The organism is Serratia sp. P2ACOL2, assembly GCF_003691565.1.
In the GTDB taxonomy this organism is placed as follows: Bacteria; Pseudomonadota; Gammaproteobacteria; order Enterobacterales; family Enterobacteriaceae; genus Serratia; species Serratia liquefaciens.
This window is the reverse complement of the sequence record NZ_CP033162.1, coordinates 540,138-556,703: the sequence shown is the minus strand read 5'-3', so window position 1 is coordinate 556,703 and position 16,566 is coordinate 540,138. Positions and strand designations below refer to the sequence as shown.

Sequence of the window (16,566 nt, the reverse complement as noted above, 5' to 3'; positions counted from 1 at the left end):
ATCAGTCGGCCAATTCCAAAATTCTCGCTACCAGCTGCGAGAAGCTTAAACCAGACTGGCGCGCTGCCATCGGCACCAGGCTATGACTGGTCATGCCCGGCGAGGTATTCACCTCAAGCAGATAGAAGCTGCCATCGCTATCCTGCATCACATCAACGCGGCCCCAGCCGCTGCAGTCCAGCCCACGATAGGCGCGTAACGCCAGAGACGCCATTTCGGCTTCCTGTTCCGCGCCCAGGCCGCTCGGGCAGAAATACTGGGTATCGTCCGAGATGTACTTGGCCTGGTAATCGTAAAACACGCCGGCCGGTTGAATGCGGATGGAAGGCAATACCCGATCACCCAGCATCGCTACCGTGTATTCCGGACCGCTCAGCCACTTCTCGACCAGCACGTCGTCGTCATGACGGAAACCTTCTTCCAGAGCCGCCTCAAGAGCGCCACGCTCGGTAACTTTGCTCATACCAACGCTGGAGCCTTCACGGCTCGGCTTGACGATCAGCGGCAGGCCCAAGGCCTCGATGCGCGCGATCAGCGCCTCTTTTTCTGCACCGGCATATTGCTGACGGTTCAGCGCAACATAAGGCGCCACCGGCAGGCCCATCGACTGCCACACCATTTTGGTGCGCCACTTGTCCATGGTCAGTGCCGAAGCCATCACGCCACTGCCGGTATAAGGCAGTTCGAGGAACTCCAGCATGCCTTGCAGGGTGCCGTCTTCACCGCCTCGGCCATGCAGCGCGATAAATACTTTGGTAAACCCATGTTCTTTCAACTGGGTGACCGGGAAATCACGGATATCGATGCCGTGAGCGTCGATACCGGCTTCACGCAGCCCGGCCAGCACGGCGGCACCAGATTGCAATGACACTTCACGTTCAGCGGAGGTGCCACCCAGCAGTACGGCAACTTTATCGGCCATGATGTTCCTCCTCTTTTTTCTGAGGCTGCAGCTTCAGCTCAGCCAGTTTGCGTGCGACTTTCCCCACGTTGCCGGCGCCCTGCACCAGCACTAAATCGTCCGCTTGCAGCAGCCCTGCCAGGGTTTCCGGCACGGTATCCGCATCAGACACCAGAATCGGATCCAGCTTGCCGCGGCTGCGGATGGTACGGCACAGCGAGCGGCTGTCCGCCCCGGGAATTGCCGTTTCACCGGCAGAGTAAACGTCCAGCATCAGCAGCACGTCCACCTGCGACAGCACATTGGCAAAGTCGTCATACAGATCGCGAGTACGCGTGTAACGGTGCGGCTGGAAAATCATCACCAGACGCTTGTCCGGCCAGCCTGCACGTGCGGCTTTCAGCGTCGCGTCGACCTCGGTCGGGTGGTGGCCATAGTCGTCCACCAGCATCGCACTGCCGCTTTTGCCATTTACCGGCTCCAGCGGGAATTCGCCGAGGAAATCAAAGCGGCGACCGGTCCCCTGGAAGCTGGCCAACGCACGCAGGATATCTGCGTCGTCAATGCCCTCTTCCGTTGCTACCGCCACTGCCGCCGCCGCGTTCAACGCGTTGTGACGACCCGGCGCATTCAGCGTCACCGTCATCAGCGGCTTGTCCTGGCGGCTCAGGGTGAAGTGGCCCTGGGCTCCAACCTGACGGTAGCTTTCGATGCGAACGTCGGCATCGTCGCTGAAACCGTAAGTGGTGATATGGCGACCCACGCGTGGCAGCAATTCACGCACCACCGGATCGTCAATACACATCACCGCACGGCCGTAGAACGGCAGGTTGTGCAAAAAGTTAATAAACGTCTGCTTCAGGTTTTCGAAGTCGCCCTGGTAGGTCTCCATATGGTCGGCTTCGATATTGGTGACAATCGCCACCATCGGTTGCAGATGCAAGAAAGAAGCATCGCTCTCATCCGCTTCCGCAATCAGGTAACGGCTGGAGCCCAAACGCGCATGAGTTCCTGCCGCTTTCACCAGCCCGCCGTTAACAAAGGTCGGGTCCAGACCGGCTTCGGCATAAATGCTCGACACCATTGCCGTGGTCGTGGTCTTGCCATGCGTACCGGCAACGGCGATGCCGTGACGAAAACGCATCAGTTCGGCCAACATCTCTGCGCGGCGGATTACCGGAATACGCGCTTCACGAGCGGCGACAATTTCCGGGTTGTCGGCAGAAATCGCGGTAGAAACCACGACTACGCTGGCATCCAGTACGTTCTCCGGACGGTGATGGAAGTAAATCGTCGCCCCGAGCGCGCTCAGCTGCTGGGTTACCGGATTCGGTGCCAGGTCGGAACCGCTGATTTGATAACCTTCATTGGCCAACACTTCGGCGATACCACCCATGCCGGCGCCACCGATGCCGACAAAGTGAATGTGCCGGACGCGTCGCATCTCGGGCACGATAGTACGTAGTTTCGCCAGTTGTTGTGTATTCATCACTCTCTCTAATCCAGGTCCGGCATGCCGGGCCCCTACATGACATTCTTTAATTCAGGCCCGGCGAACCGGACCCCTGCATATTATTTGGCGACGCGCACCAGCTCCGCAGCTACGCGTTCGGTAGCATCCGGAATGGCCACGGCACGGGCCTTTTCGGCCATGGCCAGCAGCGTAGGACGATCCCAGCCAGCCAGCAGCTCCGCCACCACATCGGCGTTAAACTGCGGTTGCTCGATAATCTTCGCCGCACCGGCTTCTTCCAGCGGGCGGGCATTCCAATACTGTTGGCGGTCTTTGTGCATGAAAGGCACGAAGATCGCAGGAAGGCCCGCAGCGGCGATCTCGCTGACCGTCAGCGCGCCGGAGCGGCACACCACGACATCAGCCCAAGCGTACGCCGCCGCCATGTCATCAATAAACTCGGTCACTTTGTGTTGCGTCTGCCCTACCCTCTCGTAGTCGCGCAACACATTTTCCAGCGCACCTTTGCCTACCTGATGCCAGAGCGTAATTCTATCGCCCAATCTCGCCGCGACTTCAGGAACTGTCTGATTCAGCACCCGGGCACCCTGACTGCCGCCAATCACCAGTACGCGAATGGGCCCTTCACGCCCCGTCAATCGCTCTGCCGGCAGCGGCAGCGCCAATACGTCGGTGCGTACCGGGTTGCCCACCACGTCCGCATTGGGGAACGCGCCAGGGAAGGCCTGCAGGACCTTCTTGGCAATGCGCGCCAACCAACGGTTGGTCAGCCCGGCAATGCCGTTTTGTTCATGCAGCACCACCGGGATGCCGCACAGCCATGCGGCCAAACCGCCAGGACCAGAAACGTAACCCCCCATCCCCAGCACCACGTCCGGTTGGTAGCTGCGCATAATCGCCTTCGCCTGACGTACGGCTTGCCAGATACGCAGCGGCGCGCTCAGCTGGGCCTTCAGCCCTTTGCCACGCAGGCCGGAAATACGGATGAAATCAATCTCGATCCCATGCTTTGGCACCAGATCGGCTTCCATTCGGTCTGCGGTTCCAAGCCAGCGCACCTGCCAGCCCTGCGCCATCAGATGATGCGCGACCGCCAGTCCCGGGAACACGTGTCCGCCGGTACCGCCTGCCATCACCATTAAACGCTTAGGTTTCCCGCTCATCCCTTACCTCTTCACAAACGCCTGGGCTTTAGCCAGACGCGTTTCATAATCAATACGCAGCAACAGCACGATCGCCGTCGACATAATCAACAGGCTCGAACCGCCATAGCTTATCAGCGGTAACGTTAAGCCTTTAGTGGGAAGCATTCCGGCAGCGGCACCGACGTTGACCAGCGCCTGGAAGCTAAACCACACGCCAATTGAGCAGGCCAAGAAGCCAGAAAAGCGCTGATCAATCTCCAGCGCACGGCGGCCAATCGACATAGCACGAAAAGCGACGCAGAATACCATTAACAATGCAAAAACCACACCGATATAGCCCAGCTCTTCGCCTAAAATCGAGAAGATAAAGTCGGTGTGCGCTTCCGGCAAATACTCGAGTTTCTGCACCGAATTACCCAGCCCTTGTCCCCAGAATTCACCACGGCCAAAGGCCATCAGCGACTGGGTCAGCTGGTAGCCGCTGCCGAACGGATCGGCCCACGGATTCCAGAACGAAGTCACACGGCGCATACGGTAAGGTTCGGCGATGATCAACAGCACTACCGCGAAGGCTCCGGATCCGATAATTGCCAGGAATTGCCACATTTTCGCGCCGGCCAGGAACAGCATTGCCAGCGTGGTGATAAACAGCACCACCACGGTACCGAGGTCCGGCTGAGCCAGCAGCAGCACGGCCAACACCACCATGACGCCCATCGGCTTGCAGAAGCCCCAGAAGTTGCTGCGCACCTCTTCTACTTTGCGCACCAGATAACTCGCCAGGTAACAGAACAGCGACAGCTTGGACAGCTCTGCCGGCTGAATACGCAGCGGCCCCAGCGAGATCCAGCGCGATGCCCCGTTTACCGAGCTGCCGACCACCAATACGATCAACAGCATCACAATCGACAACAGCAGCATGATGTTGCTGTAGCGCTGCCAGACTTCCATCGGAATGCGCAAGGTTACCATCGACAGACCGAACGCCAGCCCGAGGTACAACGCATCACGCTTGGCAAACAAGAACGGATCGTCCGCCAGGCGCTGACCGATCGGCATCGAAGCCGAAGTCACCATCACAAAACCGATAATGGCCAACCCAAAGGTCAGCCACAGCAGGGTACGGTCGTACAGCACCATATTGACCGAATCGTTATCTCGCGATCCCGCCACCCAGTTTTTAAAGAGCTCTGTCAGCCCGAAGTTCGGCAAGCGCAGTCTCATCCGCCAAGCTCCTGTGCCAAACGAGTAAACTCGTCGCCGCGTACTTCAAAATTGCGGAACTGATCCAGGCTGGCACAGGCGGGTGACAGCAGCACCATATCGCCAGGTTGCACCCGGCCGGCTATCGTCTGCATCGCCTGTTCCATAGTCTCGGTCAGCGTAGCGACCTCCGGTCGTAGCTGAGCCAACTGTTCGCCATCACGGCCGAAGCAGTAAAGGCGAACGTTATCGCCTTGCAGGTAGCGCGCCAGCGGGGAGAAATCGGCCGACTTACCGTCGCCGCCCAACAGCAGGTGCAAGGTGCCGTCCACCTGCAGACCATTCAACGCCGCTTCGGTACTGCCAACGTTGGTGGCTTTAGAATCGTTAATCCAGCGAACGCCGTTATGTTCCCAGGCCAATTGGAAGCGGTGCGCCAAACCGGTATAGGTGGTCAACGCTTTCAGGCTGGAAGCGCGCGGGATGTTCACCGCATCGGCCAGTGCCAGCGCCGCCAACGCATTGGTGTAGTTATGGCGGCCAGTCAGCTTCATTTCGCGGGTGTTCAGGATTTTCTCGCCGCGCACGCGCAACCAGGTCTCGCCCAGTTGGCGGTTCAGGTGATAGTCGCCCACATCGGCGCCAAAGCTGATGCAACGCTGATCCGCCCCGCGAATCGGCATCGTCAATGCGTCGTCGGCATTGACCACGCACAGGCTGGCATTTTCATAGACCTTCAGCTTGGCGGCACGGTATTGCTGCAGCCCAAACGGATAGCGATCCATATGATCTTCGGTGACGTTCAAAATGGTCGCCGCAGCCGCGTGCAGGCTGTAAGTGGTTTCCAGTTGGAAGCTCGACAGCTCCAGCACGTACAGTTGGCATTCCTGACGCAGCAGGCTCAACGCAGGCAGGCCGATATTGCCACCGACGCCCACCGCCCAACCTGCGGCTTTTGCCATTTCACCCACCAGGGTGGTGACGGTGCTTTTACCGTTGGAACCGGTAATCGCCACGATCGGTGCCTGGGCTTCACGGCAGAACAACTCGATATCGCCGACAATCTCTACGCCCGCCTCTGCAGCGGCGCTCAATGCCGGGGTCGCCAATGCCATGCCCGGACTGGCGACGATCAAATCCGCCGCCAACAGCCAATCCTGATTCAAATCACCCAGGTGACGCTCAACGCTTTCAGGCAGCTTGTCCAGCCCTGGAGGTGAAATGCGGGTATCCATAACGCGTGGCGTTACGCCGCGCGCCATAAAGAAATCAACACAGGACAGGCCGGTGAGGCCCAGCCCGATGATGACCACTTTCTTACCCTGATAATCCGCCATAGTTACCGCACCTTCAGCGTCGCCAGGCCAATCAGCACCAGCATCAGCGAAATAATCCAGAAGCGCACGATCACGCGTGGTTCCGGCCAGCCTTTCAATTCATAGTGGTGGTGAATCGGCGCCATGCGGAAAATACGTTGCCCGCGCAGCTTGAACGACCCCACCTGCAAAATCACCGACAGCGTTTCAACCACGAACACGCCGCCCATAATCAACAGTAAAAACTCTTGGCGCAGCAGCACCGCAATGGTGCCCAACGCGCCGCCCAGCGCCAACGAACCCACGTCGCCCATGAAGACCTGGGCCGGATAGGTGTTGAACCACAAAAAGCCCAGGCCGGCGCCGACAATGGCGGTACAGACGATCACCAGTTCACCGGCGTGACGCAAATATGGAATGTGCAGGTAGTTGGCGAAGTTCATGTTACCGGTTGCCCAGGCTACCAGTGCAAAACCGGCGGCCACGAACACCGTCGGCATAATCGCCAGGCCGTCCAGCCCGTCGGTCAGGTTGACCGCGTTGCTGGTCCCCACGATGACAAAGTAAGCCAGCAGCACGTACAACAGGCCAAGCTGAGGCATGATGTCCTTAAAGAACGGCACAACCAGCTCGGTGGCTGGCGTGTCTTTACCTACGGCATACATGGCGAAAGCAACCACCAGCGCAATCACCGACTGCCAGAAGTATTTCCAGCGGGCGATCAGCCCTTTGGTGTCTTTACGCACCACCTTGCGGTAGTCGTCAACGAAACCGACGATGCCGTAACCCACCAGCACGAACAGTACGCACCAAACATAAGGGTTGGACGGATAGGCCCACATCAGCACCGAAACGGTGATGGAGGTCAGGATCATGATGCCGCCCATGGTCGGCGTGCCGCGCTTGCTGAAATGCGACTCTGGACCGTCGTTACGCACCACCTGGCCGAAGGACATCTCCTGCAGGCGTTTGATCACCCGCGGCCCCATCCACAAGGAAAGGAACAGCGCGGTCAGCAGGCTGACAATGGCTCGGAACGTCAGGTAGGAAAAGACGTTGAAGCCGGAATAATATTTGACCAAATGCTCGGCCAGCCAAACTAACATGGTGCTTTCTCCTGTAACGCGCGTACTACCTGCTCCATTGCGGCACTACGTGAACCCTTGATTAACACGGTAATTACCGCATGTTCCGACAGTAATTCCGCCACGCGCGCGATCACTGCTGCCTTATCCTGAAAATGTTCGCCGTTACCGGAGGCGGCAATCAGCGTTTGGCTCAATGGCCCCACGCCCAGTACCTTATCGACTCCCGCCAGCCGAGCCGCTTCGCCCACCTGACGGTGACACTCTTCGGCTTCCGCCCCCAGCTCTGCCATGTCGCCCACCACCATCACGCGGTAACCCGGCATTTCCGCCAGTACCTGCGCAGCGGCAGTCATTGAGCCAACGTTGGCGTTGTAGCTGTCATCCAACAGCAGCTTGCCGGCAGACAGGGCAATCGGGAACAAACGTCCCGGTACCGCCTTCAGTTGTTTGAGCCCCTGACGCACGGCCTCGAGCGATGCACCGGCCGACATTGCCAGTGCCGTTGCCGCCAACGCGTTGGCGACGTTATGACGCCCAGGAAGGGGCAGCGCGATAGGCGCAGTGCCGAACGGGCTGTGCAACGTAAACTGTGTGCCTTCACCGTTGACCTGTACATCGCTGGCGAAGAAATCGACGCCTTCTGCCGCCTGCGGAGAGAATCGCCAAACGGTCTTCCCCTCCAGCATGCTCTGCCAATGCGGCCAATCGTTGTTGTCGGCGTTGATGATCGCCACGCCGTCAGCCGGCAAGCCGGTAAAAATTTCGCCCTTCGCCTGGGCAACACCGGCCAAAGAACCAAAGCCTTCCAGGTGAGCGGCCGCCAGATTATTTACCAGGGCGGTCTGCGGACAAGTTAATGCGGTGGTATAAGCGATTTCGCCAATGTGGTTAGCGCCCAGCTCAATCACCGCAAAGTCGTGCTGCGGCTGCAAACGCAGCAGCGTCAAAGGCACGCCGATGTCATTATTGAAATTGCCGGCGGTATAAAGCACTTCGCCGCACTCACGCAGGATAGCGGCGGCCATCTCTTTCACCGAAGTCTTGCCCGATGAGCCGGTTAACGCCACGACTCGGGCCGGTACCTGCTTGCGTACCCATGCAGCAAGTTGGCCTAACGCCAGACGGGTGTCTTTCACCACCAGTTGCGGAACATCCACCAATAAGCGCTTACTTACCAGCAGCGCCCCGGCGCCTGCGGTTACTGCATCAACAGCAAAATCGTGAGCGTCGAAACGCTCACCTTTCAATGCCACAAACAGGCAACCGGCGGTTACCTGACGGGTATCTGTCGTCACCTCAACGATTTGGCAATCGGCGCCGATCAGTTCAGCGCTCAATACGTCGGCCAGTGCCTGAAGGGAGACAGGGATCATGCTACTACCCCCAGCAAACGCGCGACGGTGGTGCGATCGGAGTAATCCAGACGGCGATTCCCCACCAGTTGGTAATCCTCGTGGCCCTTACCGGCCACCAGCACCACGTCTTGTTCTTTCGCCTGCATGATGGCGCTGGTTACGGCTTCCGCACGACCGTGGATCACCAGAGCGCGTCCGGCATCCAGCAAGCCAGTCAGGATATCGGCGATAATCGCCTGCGGTTCTTCGGTACGAGGGTTATCGTCGGTAACAACGACGCGGTCGGCGAACTGTTCGGCGATGCCGCCCATCAGTGGACGCTTGCCCTTGTCGCGATCGCCGCCGCAGCCAAACACGCACCATAACTGCCCCTGGCAGTGCAGGCGCGCGGCTTCCAACGCTTTTTCCAGCGCATCCGGGGTGTGGGCGTAATCGACCACCACCGTCGGTTTACCCGGCGCGTTGAAAACTTCCATGCGGCCACACACCGGTTGCAGCTGATTACCGGTGGCCACCAGTTCATCCAGTGGATACCCCAACGACAGCAGGGTCGCCAACGCCAACAGCAAGTTACTGACGTTAAACGCCCCCATCAGGCGGCTTTCAATCTCACCATCGCCCCAGCTTGAGCTGAAGCGAATAGTAGCGCCGTTATCGTGATAGTTAACCGCGGTGGTTTTCAGCCAGCGACCGTGGCAGCCAGGCTGCAGGTTGCCCTGCATGGTGACAGCAACCGCATCCGGCAATTGGCTCAGCCAGCGCTGACCGACTTCGTCATCGGCATTGATAATCGCCTGGCCCACTTCGTGACTGGCGAACAGCGACCACTTGGCCGCTTCGTAATTGGCCATGTCACCGTGGTAATCCAGATGATCGCGGCTCAGGTTAGTGAACACCGCAGCGGCAAACGGCAGCGCCGCCACGCGGTTTTGCACCAGGCCGTGGGAGGAAACTTCCATCGCCGCGAAGGTGGCGCCGCGATCGACCAGCTCGTTTAATACGTGTTGAACATCTACCGCAGAGCCGGTGGTATTCTCTGTTGGGCAAACCTGGCCCAGCAAACCATTGCCGACGGTGCCCATTACGGCGCTGGTTTCACCCAGCAGTTGGCCCCACTGCGCCAGCAGCTGAGTGGTGGTGGTTTTGCCGTTGGTACCCGTAACGCCGACCAGACGCAGACGTTCCGCCGGTTCATGGTAAAAACGCCCGGCCAGTGCGGAAAGGCGCTGGTTGAGCTGGCTCAGGTAAATCACCGGCACGCCGTGCATTTGGGTGATAGCGCCGTCTTCGGCCTGGCCTTCAGCTTCGGCAATCACAGCGGCAACGCCCTGCGCGATGGCCTGCGGAATATAGCGGCGTCCATCCGTTTGATGGCCGACAACGGCGACAAACAGATCCCCGGCAGCCGCAATACGGCTGTCTAATGTCATTTCCCGCAGCGCGCGCCCGGGAGCCGTTGGCACCCACGGAGCGAGTAAATCGCGCAAATTACGATCTGCCACCTGAACCCTCTTTTCTGTTAGTTACAAAATCGCTTTTCTCAACGGTAGGCAACGCATCCGGTTCAACGTTCATGGTGCGCAATACGCCGCCCATGATGGCGCCAAACACCGGCGCGGAGATCGCACCACCGTAGTATTTCCCACCCTGCGGGTCGTTGATTACCACCACCAGAGCAAAACGAGGATTACTGGCCGGCGCCACGCCGGCGGTATAAGCGATGTATCTGTTGACGTATTTGCCGTCCGGGCCCACTTTTTTGGCGGTACCGGTTTTGATGGCAATGCGGTAGCCCTTGATGGCCGCCTTCACCCCACCGCCGCCCGGTAAGGCAACGCTTTCCATCATGTGCACAACGGTGCGCACCAGAGGTTCGGGGAAGACGCGCTCACCGGCAACCGGTGGGTCAACTTTGGTAATCGACAGCGGGCGATAAACGCCCAGACTGCCGATCGTTGCATAGACTCGCGCTAACTGTAACGGGGTTACCATTAGCCCATAGCCGAAAGAGAAGGTGGCCCTCTCTATGTCAGACCACCGTTGTTTTTTTGGGTATATGCCACTGCTTTCTCCGACCAGCCCCAAATTGGTCGCTTTTCCCAATCCAAAACGAGAGTAAGTATCTACTAACGCTGAGGACGGCATCGATAACGCCAGCCGTGAAACGCCGACGTTACTCGACTTCTGCAAGATCCCGGTCAGGGAGAGTTCCGCGTAACGCGCAACGTCCCTGATTTCCTTGCCGTTGATACGGTAAGGGACGGTATTCAGCACGCTGTTTTCTTTCACAATGCCGTGCTGCAATGCCGTCATGACCACCATAGGTTTTACGGTGGAACCAGGCTCAAAAATATCGGTGATAGCACGGTTACGCATGGTTTCTTTCGGCGTACCGGCCATATTGTTCGGGTTGTAAGACGGGCTGTTGGCCATCGCCAACACTTCGCCGGTATTCACATCCACCAGCACCGCAGTACCGGATTCAGCCTTGTTGAAGGCCACGGCGTTGTTGAGTTCGCGGTAAACCAATGCCTGCAGACGCTCATCGACGCTCAGCACCAGGTTATGCGCCGCCTGACTGTCCACCGAAGAAATATCCTCGATGACCCGGCCAAAGCGGTCTTTACGCACGGTTCTCTCGCCCGGTTGCCCGGTCAGCCAGCGGTCAAAGCTCTTCTCGACGCCTTCAATCCCCTGACCGTCAATGTTGGTCACGCCAATGATGTGCGAAGTCACCTGGCCGGAAGGATAGTAGCGACGGGATTCCTGACGCAGGTAAATACCCGGCAGTTTCAACTTGCGAATGTAGTCGCCGATCGCCGGATTCACCTGGCGCGCCAGATAGACAAAGCGCCCTTTAGGGTTGGCGTTGATGCGGGTAGAAAGCTGATCCAGCGGAACATTCAGCGCATCGGATAACGCTTTCCAGCGGCTATCCAGCGTGATACCACCGCGCTCATTCAGCTCTTTCGGATCCGCCCAGATTGCATTCACCGGCACACTTACCGCCAGCGGCCGACCTGAACGATCGCTGATCATGCCGCGCGCAGTCGGTACTTCCTGCACGCGCAGTGAGCGCATGTCGCCTTCTTTTACCAAGCGGTCCGGGTTAATCACCTGCAGATAAGCCACCCGCAGCATCAGCCCTACCAACGCCAGCAAAATACAGCCGCACAGCAACGCAAAACGCCAGCTTACAAAGCTGGCCTGATCTTCCTGGCGTTTCAACTTACCGGGGCGTGCTGCTTTCATGCGTTCCCTTTCTACTCCGTGTAATGATTTCAGTTAAACCATTCATTGTTTAACGATGATATTTTCCTGAGATGGATCAACATGTTGCATCTGCAGTTTTTCCGTTGCGATGCGTTCTACCCGACTGTGATCCCCAAGGGCATTCTCTTCAAGAATCAGGTTGCGCCACTCAATGTCCAGGGCGTCTCTCTCAAGAACTAACTGCTCGCGCTCGGCAGTCAGCAAGCGGGTGCGGTGCGCGGTGGTCACGACGAAAACCGCAGACACCAACGAAGCAATCAGCAAAATCAGTGGGATCTTGGCGTTACGCAGCAAATCGCCGCCAATCACGCCGACCAGACCGTGGCGTTCGTTGCCAATCACACCGGCATCCTCTCGGCAATACGCAGCACTGAGCTACGTGCACGTGGGTTTTCTGCCACCTCAGCATCCCCAGGCATCATCTTGCCCAGCGCTTTCAGCGTGCGTCCGCCCATACTGCGCAGTTGCTCTTCCGTCAGCGGGATACCAGCCGGCACCTGAGCGCCGCGGCTATGGTGACGCATGAAGCGTTTAACAATGCGGTCTTCCAGCGAGTGGAAACTGATGATCGACAGACGGCCCTGCGGGGCCAGCACTTCCAGCGCGCCGTCCAGCGCACGTTCGATCTCTTCCAATTCGCTGTTGATGTAGATACGGATCGCCTGGAAGCTGCGGGTTGCCGGGTGCTTGTGCTTATCCCGGAACGGGCTGGCGTTGGCGATCAAGTCCGCCAGCTCTTTGGTACGGGTCATCGGCTCGACGAGATTTCTTTCTACGATGGCGCGAGCGATACGCTTGGCAAAACGCTCTTCGCCGAAGGTTTTCAGCACCCAGGCGATGTCGTCTGCTTCCGCTTTCATCAGCCACTCGGAGGCTGACTGACCGCTTGAGGAGTCCATGCGCATGTCCAGTGGACCGTCCCGCATGAAGGAGAAACCGCGTTCCGCGTCATCCAACTGCGGTGAAGAAACCCCCAGATCGAGCAAGATGCCATCAATCTTCCCTACTAATTCGCGTTCCCGCACATAGTGCGACAACTCTGAAAATGGGCCGTGTACGATGCTAAAACGAGGATCATCAATAGACTTGGCGGCTGCAATCGCCTGTGGGTCGCGGTCAATTGCCAACAAACGTCCTTCCGGCCCAAGCTGGGACAGAATCAGACGCGAATGGCCACCGCGGCCAAAAGTACCGTCGATATAGATGCCGTTACTGCGAATGTTGAGGCCGTTAACCGCCTCATCCAACAGTACGGTAGTGTGTTTATAGTTTTCCAACATGCTTATAGCGACAAGTCCTGTAGCCGCTCAGACAACGGTTCCTGAGTCGACTGTTCTGCGTCAATATCATCCTTGACTTGTTGATACCAGGTCTGTTCATCCCACAGTTCAAACTTGTTGAACTGCCCGACCAGCATCACTTCTTTGGTAAGCCCGGCGTGCTGACGTAGCGTAGTGGCTAACAGCAAACGGCCGGCGCTGTCCATCTGACACTCACTGGCATGACCCAACAGCAGGCGCTGAACGCGACGCTCGGCGGGATTCATACTCGACAGACGGGATAACTTTTGTTCAATAACTTCCCATTCGGGCAGTGGGTAGAGCAGCAGGCAGGGCTGGTGGAGGTCAATGGTGCAAACCATTTGGCCTTGCGATTGCTCGTTCAGCAAATCCCGATATCGGGTGGGTACGGCAAGCCGCCCTTTGCTGTCGAGGTTAACCATCGTTGCTCCACGGAACATACCTGAGTTACCCCTTCACGACCGTTTTCACCACTTTACCCCACAAATTCCCACATAATGGAGTTTACGGAGGGTATGAAAACCTTGTCAAGCCAGAGCGCCAGCGCTTTGGCAATATTTCTTCGGTCATTTTGGGAGCTGACTCGCGAAAGGAACGCTATTTATTAGATGATTAAAAATTAACATCATGATAAACGGGGAGAATTTTCTAAGCGGAAAGAACCTGATTAAAAACCTGACAAATTGGCGATTAATTAAGTCAATACTTCCTTCTGCAATCGATGTCTCATTTTTCAGCTCGGCAATCACATCGCAGTAACCGAGCGCGAGCCGCGCCAGACAAGGCTCGGCGTTAACTCGCCCTACAAACGAAATACGGCGTAAGCCATTGAGTTAATAACGTACAACGGTTATTCATCCTCAAGTCGGCCGCTATTTTACTTCAATTAAAGTGCCGCTGATAAGCCAGATGGAAAAATAAATTACTCGGATATTACGAGGCGAGTTAATTTCGATTCAAATCAATTTAGTAAGATTACTCCCAAAATACCTGTTTACAATTATGGTTTCATTTCCTTACATGTTTAATGACCACAATTTTTACTGTGGAAAACAGCCTTATCGTCAGAAATTATGCAACCCATTGTTTTAATTGAATAGTTAGGAATAGTCCATTTTTAATCCCTTCGCGCCACATTCTGCCGTCTGTCCTCAGCACAAAAACCACCCAACGCCGCCAAATAAAAATATTAAGCTACTTATCCAACACCAACTGGCAATGTAAACTACAAATGAAAGAAAAAACCAGAATTAACAACTATAAAAAATAAATTTAACAGAACATTAACCAACATTCCGGAGATTGCACCATGCTCTCGCCTGCCACTCACTGGCGCAGTGCCGCCGCCGATACCTTTGCTCTGGTGGTGTATTGCTTCATCGCCGGTATGGCGATAGAAATTCTGATCTCCGGCATGAGCTTTCAACAGTCGCTCTCGTCCCGCTTGCTGTCGATTCCGGTGAATATCCTGATCGCCTGGCCCTATGGACGCTATCGGGATCTGTTCATCCGCATTGCCAGGCGTGCTGATCGATACCCCTTTTTATTGCGTAACCTTGCCGATCTGCTGGCCTATGTCAGTTTCCAATCGCCGGTTTATGCCGCGATCCTGTGGAGCGTCGGTGCCGACGGGCAGCAGATCATAACGGCCGTGGCCAGCAATGCTGTGGTATCGATGGCGATGGGTGTGGTGTACGGGTATTTTCTCGAATACTGCAGAAGGCTGTTCAGGGTAACAGGTTACGTATAACGGGGAGTTTGAAACAGGAGCGCAGCTAAGCGCCCCTGCTATAGGATTATTTTCGGCTCAGACTGCCGCGGCGGAACAGATTGCGGCGAATGCGCGTCAGACCCGGTTTAGGTTTACGCGGCTCATCCAGACTCGCCAGCACCAGCTCCAATACGCGTTCGGCCACGTCACGGTGACGCTGCGCAACCGCCAGCACCGGGCACTCAAGGAAGTCCAGCAGCTCATGATCGCCGAAGGTGGCGATCGCCAGATCGGTCGGTAAGCGGCCACGCTGCTTCAAGGTCACGTCCATCACCCCTTGCAGCAAAGAGAATGAGGTGGTGAACAGCGCCTGTGGCATCGGATGGGTTTTCAGCCATTCGGCAAACAGCACGCCAGCAGCCTCGCGCTCATAGCTATTGGCATACAGATAATCGACATGACGCTCGTCATCCTGCCAGGCCTGACGGAAGCCCTGTTCACGCAGGAAGCTGACGGAAAGCTCCGGCAATGCCCCCAGATACAGTACCGATTCCGCCGGGAAGGTACGCAGTTCTTGCGCCAGCGCGAAGGAATCCTCTTGGTCGGCACCCACCACGCTGATGAAATGCTCACGATCCAGCGCACGGTCCAGGGCAATAATCGGCAGCGGATCGTTGGCCCAACGCTGATAGAATGGATGCTCTGGCGGCAAAGCGGTGGAAACGATCAGCGCATCGACCTGACGTTGCAGCAGATGTTCGATGCAGCGCATTTCGTTATCAGGCTGATCTTCCGAACAGGCAATCAACAGCTGGTAGCCGCGTTGGCGCGCCTGACGCTCCAGATAGTTGGCAATCCGGGTGTAGCTGGTGTTTTCCAGATCCGGGATCACCAGACCGATAGAGCGCGTTCGCCCGGCGCGCAGCCCTGCCGCGACGGCATTTGGGTGATAGTTGTGCTCCCTGACCACGGCCATCACTTTCTCGACGGTTTTATCGCTGACACGATACTGCTTCGCCTTGCCGTTGATGACATAACTGGCCGTAGTGCGCGAAACGCCCGCGAGACGCGCGATTTCATCCAGTTTCACGTTAACCCCTTAATGACGCTGAAAATAGAAGTGAAAACCATGCCCGGATTAACCATCGCATCCTGTGCGGTTATTCAATCCAGCCTCTGCGATCTAACAGCAGAAAACTCTGCCTAGCAACCGCTTTTGCCGAAAGGTGCCAGCAAACGGGCAAAAAACGCCGAAAAACAAAGGGCGCAGCCTGGCCGCGCCCTCAGATTACGCCAATCTCACCCCTCAGCGCATGATTTTATCGCCGCGCGATACGCCGACCACACCGGAACGCGCCACTTCAACAATTTCGGCAACTTCACGCACCGCACTCAGGAATGCATCCAGCTTATCGCTGGTGCCGGCCAGTTGAACGGTGTACAGCGTAGCGGTAACGTCAACGATCTGACCGCGGAAAATATCGGCACAACGCTTCACTTCCTCACGCCCGTAACCGCTGGCCTGCAGCTTCACCAGCATGATTTCTCGCTCGACGTGTGCGCCCTGCACCAATTCACTGACGCGCAGCACGTCCACCAGCTTATGCAATTGCTTTTCGATCTGCTCCAGCACCTTCTCATCGCCGACGGTTTGGATCGTCATACGCGACAGCGTAGGGTCGTCGGTCGGCGCGACCGTCAGGCTTTCGATGTTGTAACCACGCTGAGAGAACAAACCCACCACACGCGATAACGCACCGGATTCGTTTTCCAGCAAGACAGATAAAATTCGGCGCATG

At 57.1% G+C, this 16,566-nt stretch carries 15 protein-coding genes; 1 reads left to right on the top strand and 14 read right to left on the bottom strand.

Going from position 1 to position 16,566, the window contains the following annotated elements:
* Window position 1: 1 nt before the first annotated feature.
* The 12 genes from EBA31_RS02645 to mraZ form a co-directional block, all read right to left on the bottom strand.
* Window positions 2-922: a D-alanine--D-alanine ligase gene (locus EBA31_RS02645; protein WP_122077185.1), complete on the bottom strand. Its 921-nt coding sequence runs from the start codon at window positions 920-922 to the stop codon at window positions 2-4.
* Window positions 912-2,390, bottom strand: coding sequence for a UDP-N-acetylmuramate--L-alanine ligase (gene murC, locus EBA31_RS02640; RefSeq protein WP_020825211.1), 1,479 nt, complete (start codon window positions 2,388-2,390; stop codon window positions 912-914). The genes EBA31_RS02645 and murC overlap by 11 nt, the downstream gene beginning before the upstream one ends.
* Window positions 2,391-2,473: 83 nt before the next feature.
* A complete protein-coding gene (murG, locus tag EBA31_RS02635) occupies window positions 2,474-3,538 on the bottom strand; it encodes an undecaprenyldiphospho-muramoylpentapeptide beta-N-acetylglucosaminyltransferase (RefSeq protein ID WP_046374518.1) in 1,065 nt (354 codons plus the stop codon).
* 3 nt (window positions 3,539-3,541) lie between these two features.
* A complete protein-coding gene (gene ftsW, locus EBA31_RS02630) occupies window positions 3,542-4,738 on the bottom strand; it encodes a cell division protein FtsW (RefSeq protein ID WP_122080578.1) in 1,197 nt (398 codons plus the stop codon).
* A gap of 2 nt (window positions 4,739-4,740) precedes the next feature.
* Window positions 4,741-6,060 carry a UDP-N-acetylmuramoyl-L-alanine--D-glutamate ligase gene (murD, locus tag EBA31_RS02625; RefSeq protein ID WP_046374520.1) on the bottom strand — a complete coding sequence of 440 codons (1,320 nt, stop codon included), beginning with the start codon at window positions 6,058-6,060 and terminating at the stop codon, window positions 4,741-4,743.
* 2 nt (window positions 6,061-6,062) lie between these two features.
* Window positions 6,063-7,145, bottom strand: a complete 1,083-nt coding sequence (gene mraY / locus EBA31_RS02620) for a phospho-N-acetylmuramoyl-pentapeptide-transferase (protein ID WP_012005208.1) — start codon at window positions 7,143-7,145, stop codon at window positions 6,063-6,065.
* Window positions 7,139-8,500, bottom strand: a complete 1,362-nt coding sequence (gene murF / locus EBA31_RS02615; protein WP_122077182.1) for a UDP-N-acetylmuramoyl-tripeptide--D-alanyl-D-alanine ligase — start codon at window positions 8,498-8,500, stop codon at window positions 7,139-7,141. Before murF ends, mraY begins: the two co-directional genes overlap by 7 nt.
* Window positions 8,497-9,984 (bottom strand): UDP-N-acetylmuramoyl-L-alanyl-D-glutamate--2,6-diaminopimelate ligase, encoded by a 1,488-nt coding sequence (gene murE / locus EBA31_RS02610; protein ID WP_122077178.1) that lies wholly within the window; start codon window positions 9,982-9,984, stop codon window positions 8,497-8,499. The genes murF and murE overlap by 4 nt, the downstream gene beginning before the upstream one ends.
* Window positions 9,971-11,734, bottom strand: coding sequence for a peptidoglycan glycosyltransferase FtsI (locus tag EBA31_RS02605; protein WP_122077173.1), 1,764 nt, complete (start codon window positions 11,732-11,734; stop codon window positions 9,971-9,973). Before EBA31_RS02605 ends, murE begins: the two co-directional genes overlap by 14 nt.
* Window positions 11,735-11,776: 42 nt before the next feature.
* Window positions 11,777-12,097, bottom strand: a complete 321-nt coding sequence (gene ftsL / locus EBA31_RS02600) for a cell division protein FtsL (protein WP_012005204.1) — start codon at window positions 12,095-12,097, stop codon at window positions 11,777-11,779.
* Entirely contained in the window at window positions 12,094-13,035 is a 942-nt protein-coding gene (gene rsmH, locus EBA31_RS02595; protein ID WP_020825204.1) for a 16S rRNA (cytosine(1402)-N(4))-methyltransferase RsmH, read from the bottom strand. The genes ftsL and rsmH overlap by 4 nt, the downstream gene beginning before the upstream one ends.
* A gap of 2 nt (window positions 13,036-13,037) precedes the next feature.
* Window positions 13,038-13,496, bottom strand: coding sequence for a division/cell wall cluster transcriptional repressor MraZ (gene mraZ / locus EBA31_RS02590; protein WP_041414198.1), 459 nt, complete (start codon window positions 13,494-13,496; stop codon window positions 13,038-13,040).
* Window positions 13,497-14,365: 869 nt separating this feature from the next.
* Here mraZ and EBA31_RS02585 point away from each other — a divergent pair.
* Window positions 14,366-14,806, top strand: coding sequence for an L-alanine exporter AlaE (locus EBA31_RS02585; protein ID WP_122077170.1), 441 nt, complete (start codon window positions 14,366-14,368; stop codon window positions 14,804-14,806).
* 46 nt (window positions 14,807-14,852) lie between these two features.
* On the opposite strand, the gene cra is transcribed toward EBA31_RS02585, so the two are convergent.
* Window positions 14,853-15,857 carry a catabolite repressor/activator gene (gene cra / locus EBA31_RS02580; RefSeq protein ID WP_020825201.1) on the bottom strand — a complete coding sequence of 335 codons (1,005 nt, stop codon included), beginning with the start codon at window positions 15,855-15,857 and terminating at the stop codon, window positions 14,853-14,855.
* Window positions 15,858-16,073: 216 nt separating this feature from the next.
* On the bottom strand, window positions 16,074-16,565 hold the full coding sequence (gene ilvN / locus EBA31_RS02575) for an acetolactate synthase small subunit (RefSeq protein ID WP_004932806.1): 492 nt from the start codon (window positions 16,563-16,565) through the stop codon (window positions 16,074-16,076).
* Between the last annotated feature and the right edge of the window lies 1 nt (window position 16,566).

Excerpts from the sequence above, each read along its gene's own strand:
- EBA31_RS02645 (WP_122077185.1), bottom strand. The coding sequence starts at position 922 with ATGGCCGATAAAGTTGCCGTACTGCTGGGTGGCACCTCCGCTGAACGT.
- murC (WP_020825211.1), bottom strand. The coding sequence starts at position 2,390 with ATGAATACACAACAACTGGCGAAACTACGTACTATCGTGCCCGAGATG.
- murG (WP_046374518.1), bottom strand. The coding sequence starts at position 3,538 with ATGAGCGGGAAACCTAAGCGTTTAATGGTGATGGCAGGCGGTACCGGC.
- murD (WP_046374520.1), bottom strand. The coding sequence starts at position 6,060 with ATGGCGGATTATCAGGGTAAGAAAGTGGTCATCATCGGGCTGGGCCTC.
- mraY (WP_012005208.1), bottom strand. The coding sequence starts at position 7,145 with ATGTTAGTTTGGCTGGCCGAGCATTTGGTCAAATATTATTCCGGCTTC.
- murF (WP_122077182.1), bottom strand. The coding sequence starts at position 8,500 with ATGATCCCTGTCTCCCTTCAGGCACTGGCCGACGTATTGAGCGCTGAA.
- EBA31_RS02605 (WP_122077173.1), bottom strand. The coding sequence starts at position 11,734 with ATGAAAGCAGCACGCCCCGGTAAGTTGAAACGCCAGGAAGATCAGGCC.
- rsmH (WP_020825204.1), bottom strand. The coding sequence starts at position 13,035 with ATGTTGGAAAACTATAAACACACTACCGTACTGTTGGATGAGGCGGTT.
- mraZ (WP_041414198.1), bottom strand. The coding sequence starts at position 13,496 with ATGTTCCGTGGAGCAACGATGGTTAACCTCGACAGCAAAGGGCGGCTT.
- EBA31_RS02585 (WP_122077170.1), top strand. The coding sequence starts at position 14,366 with ATGCTCTCGCCTGCCACTCACTGGCGCAGTGCCGCCGCCGATACCTTT.
- ilvN (WP_004932806.1), bottom strand. The coding sequence starts at position 16,565 with ATGCGCCGAATTTTATCTGTCTTGCTGGAAAACGAATCCGGTGCGTTA.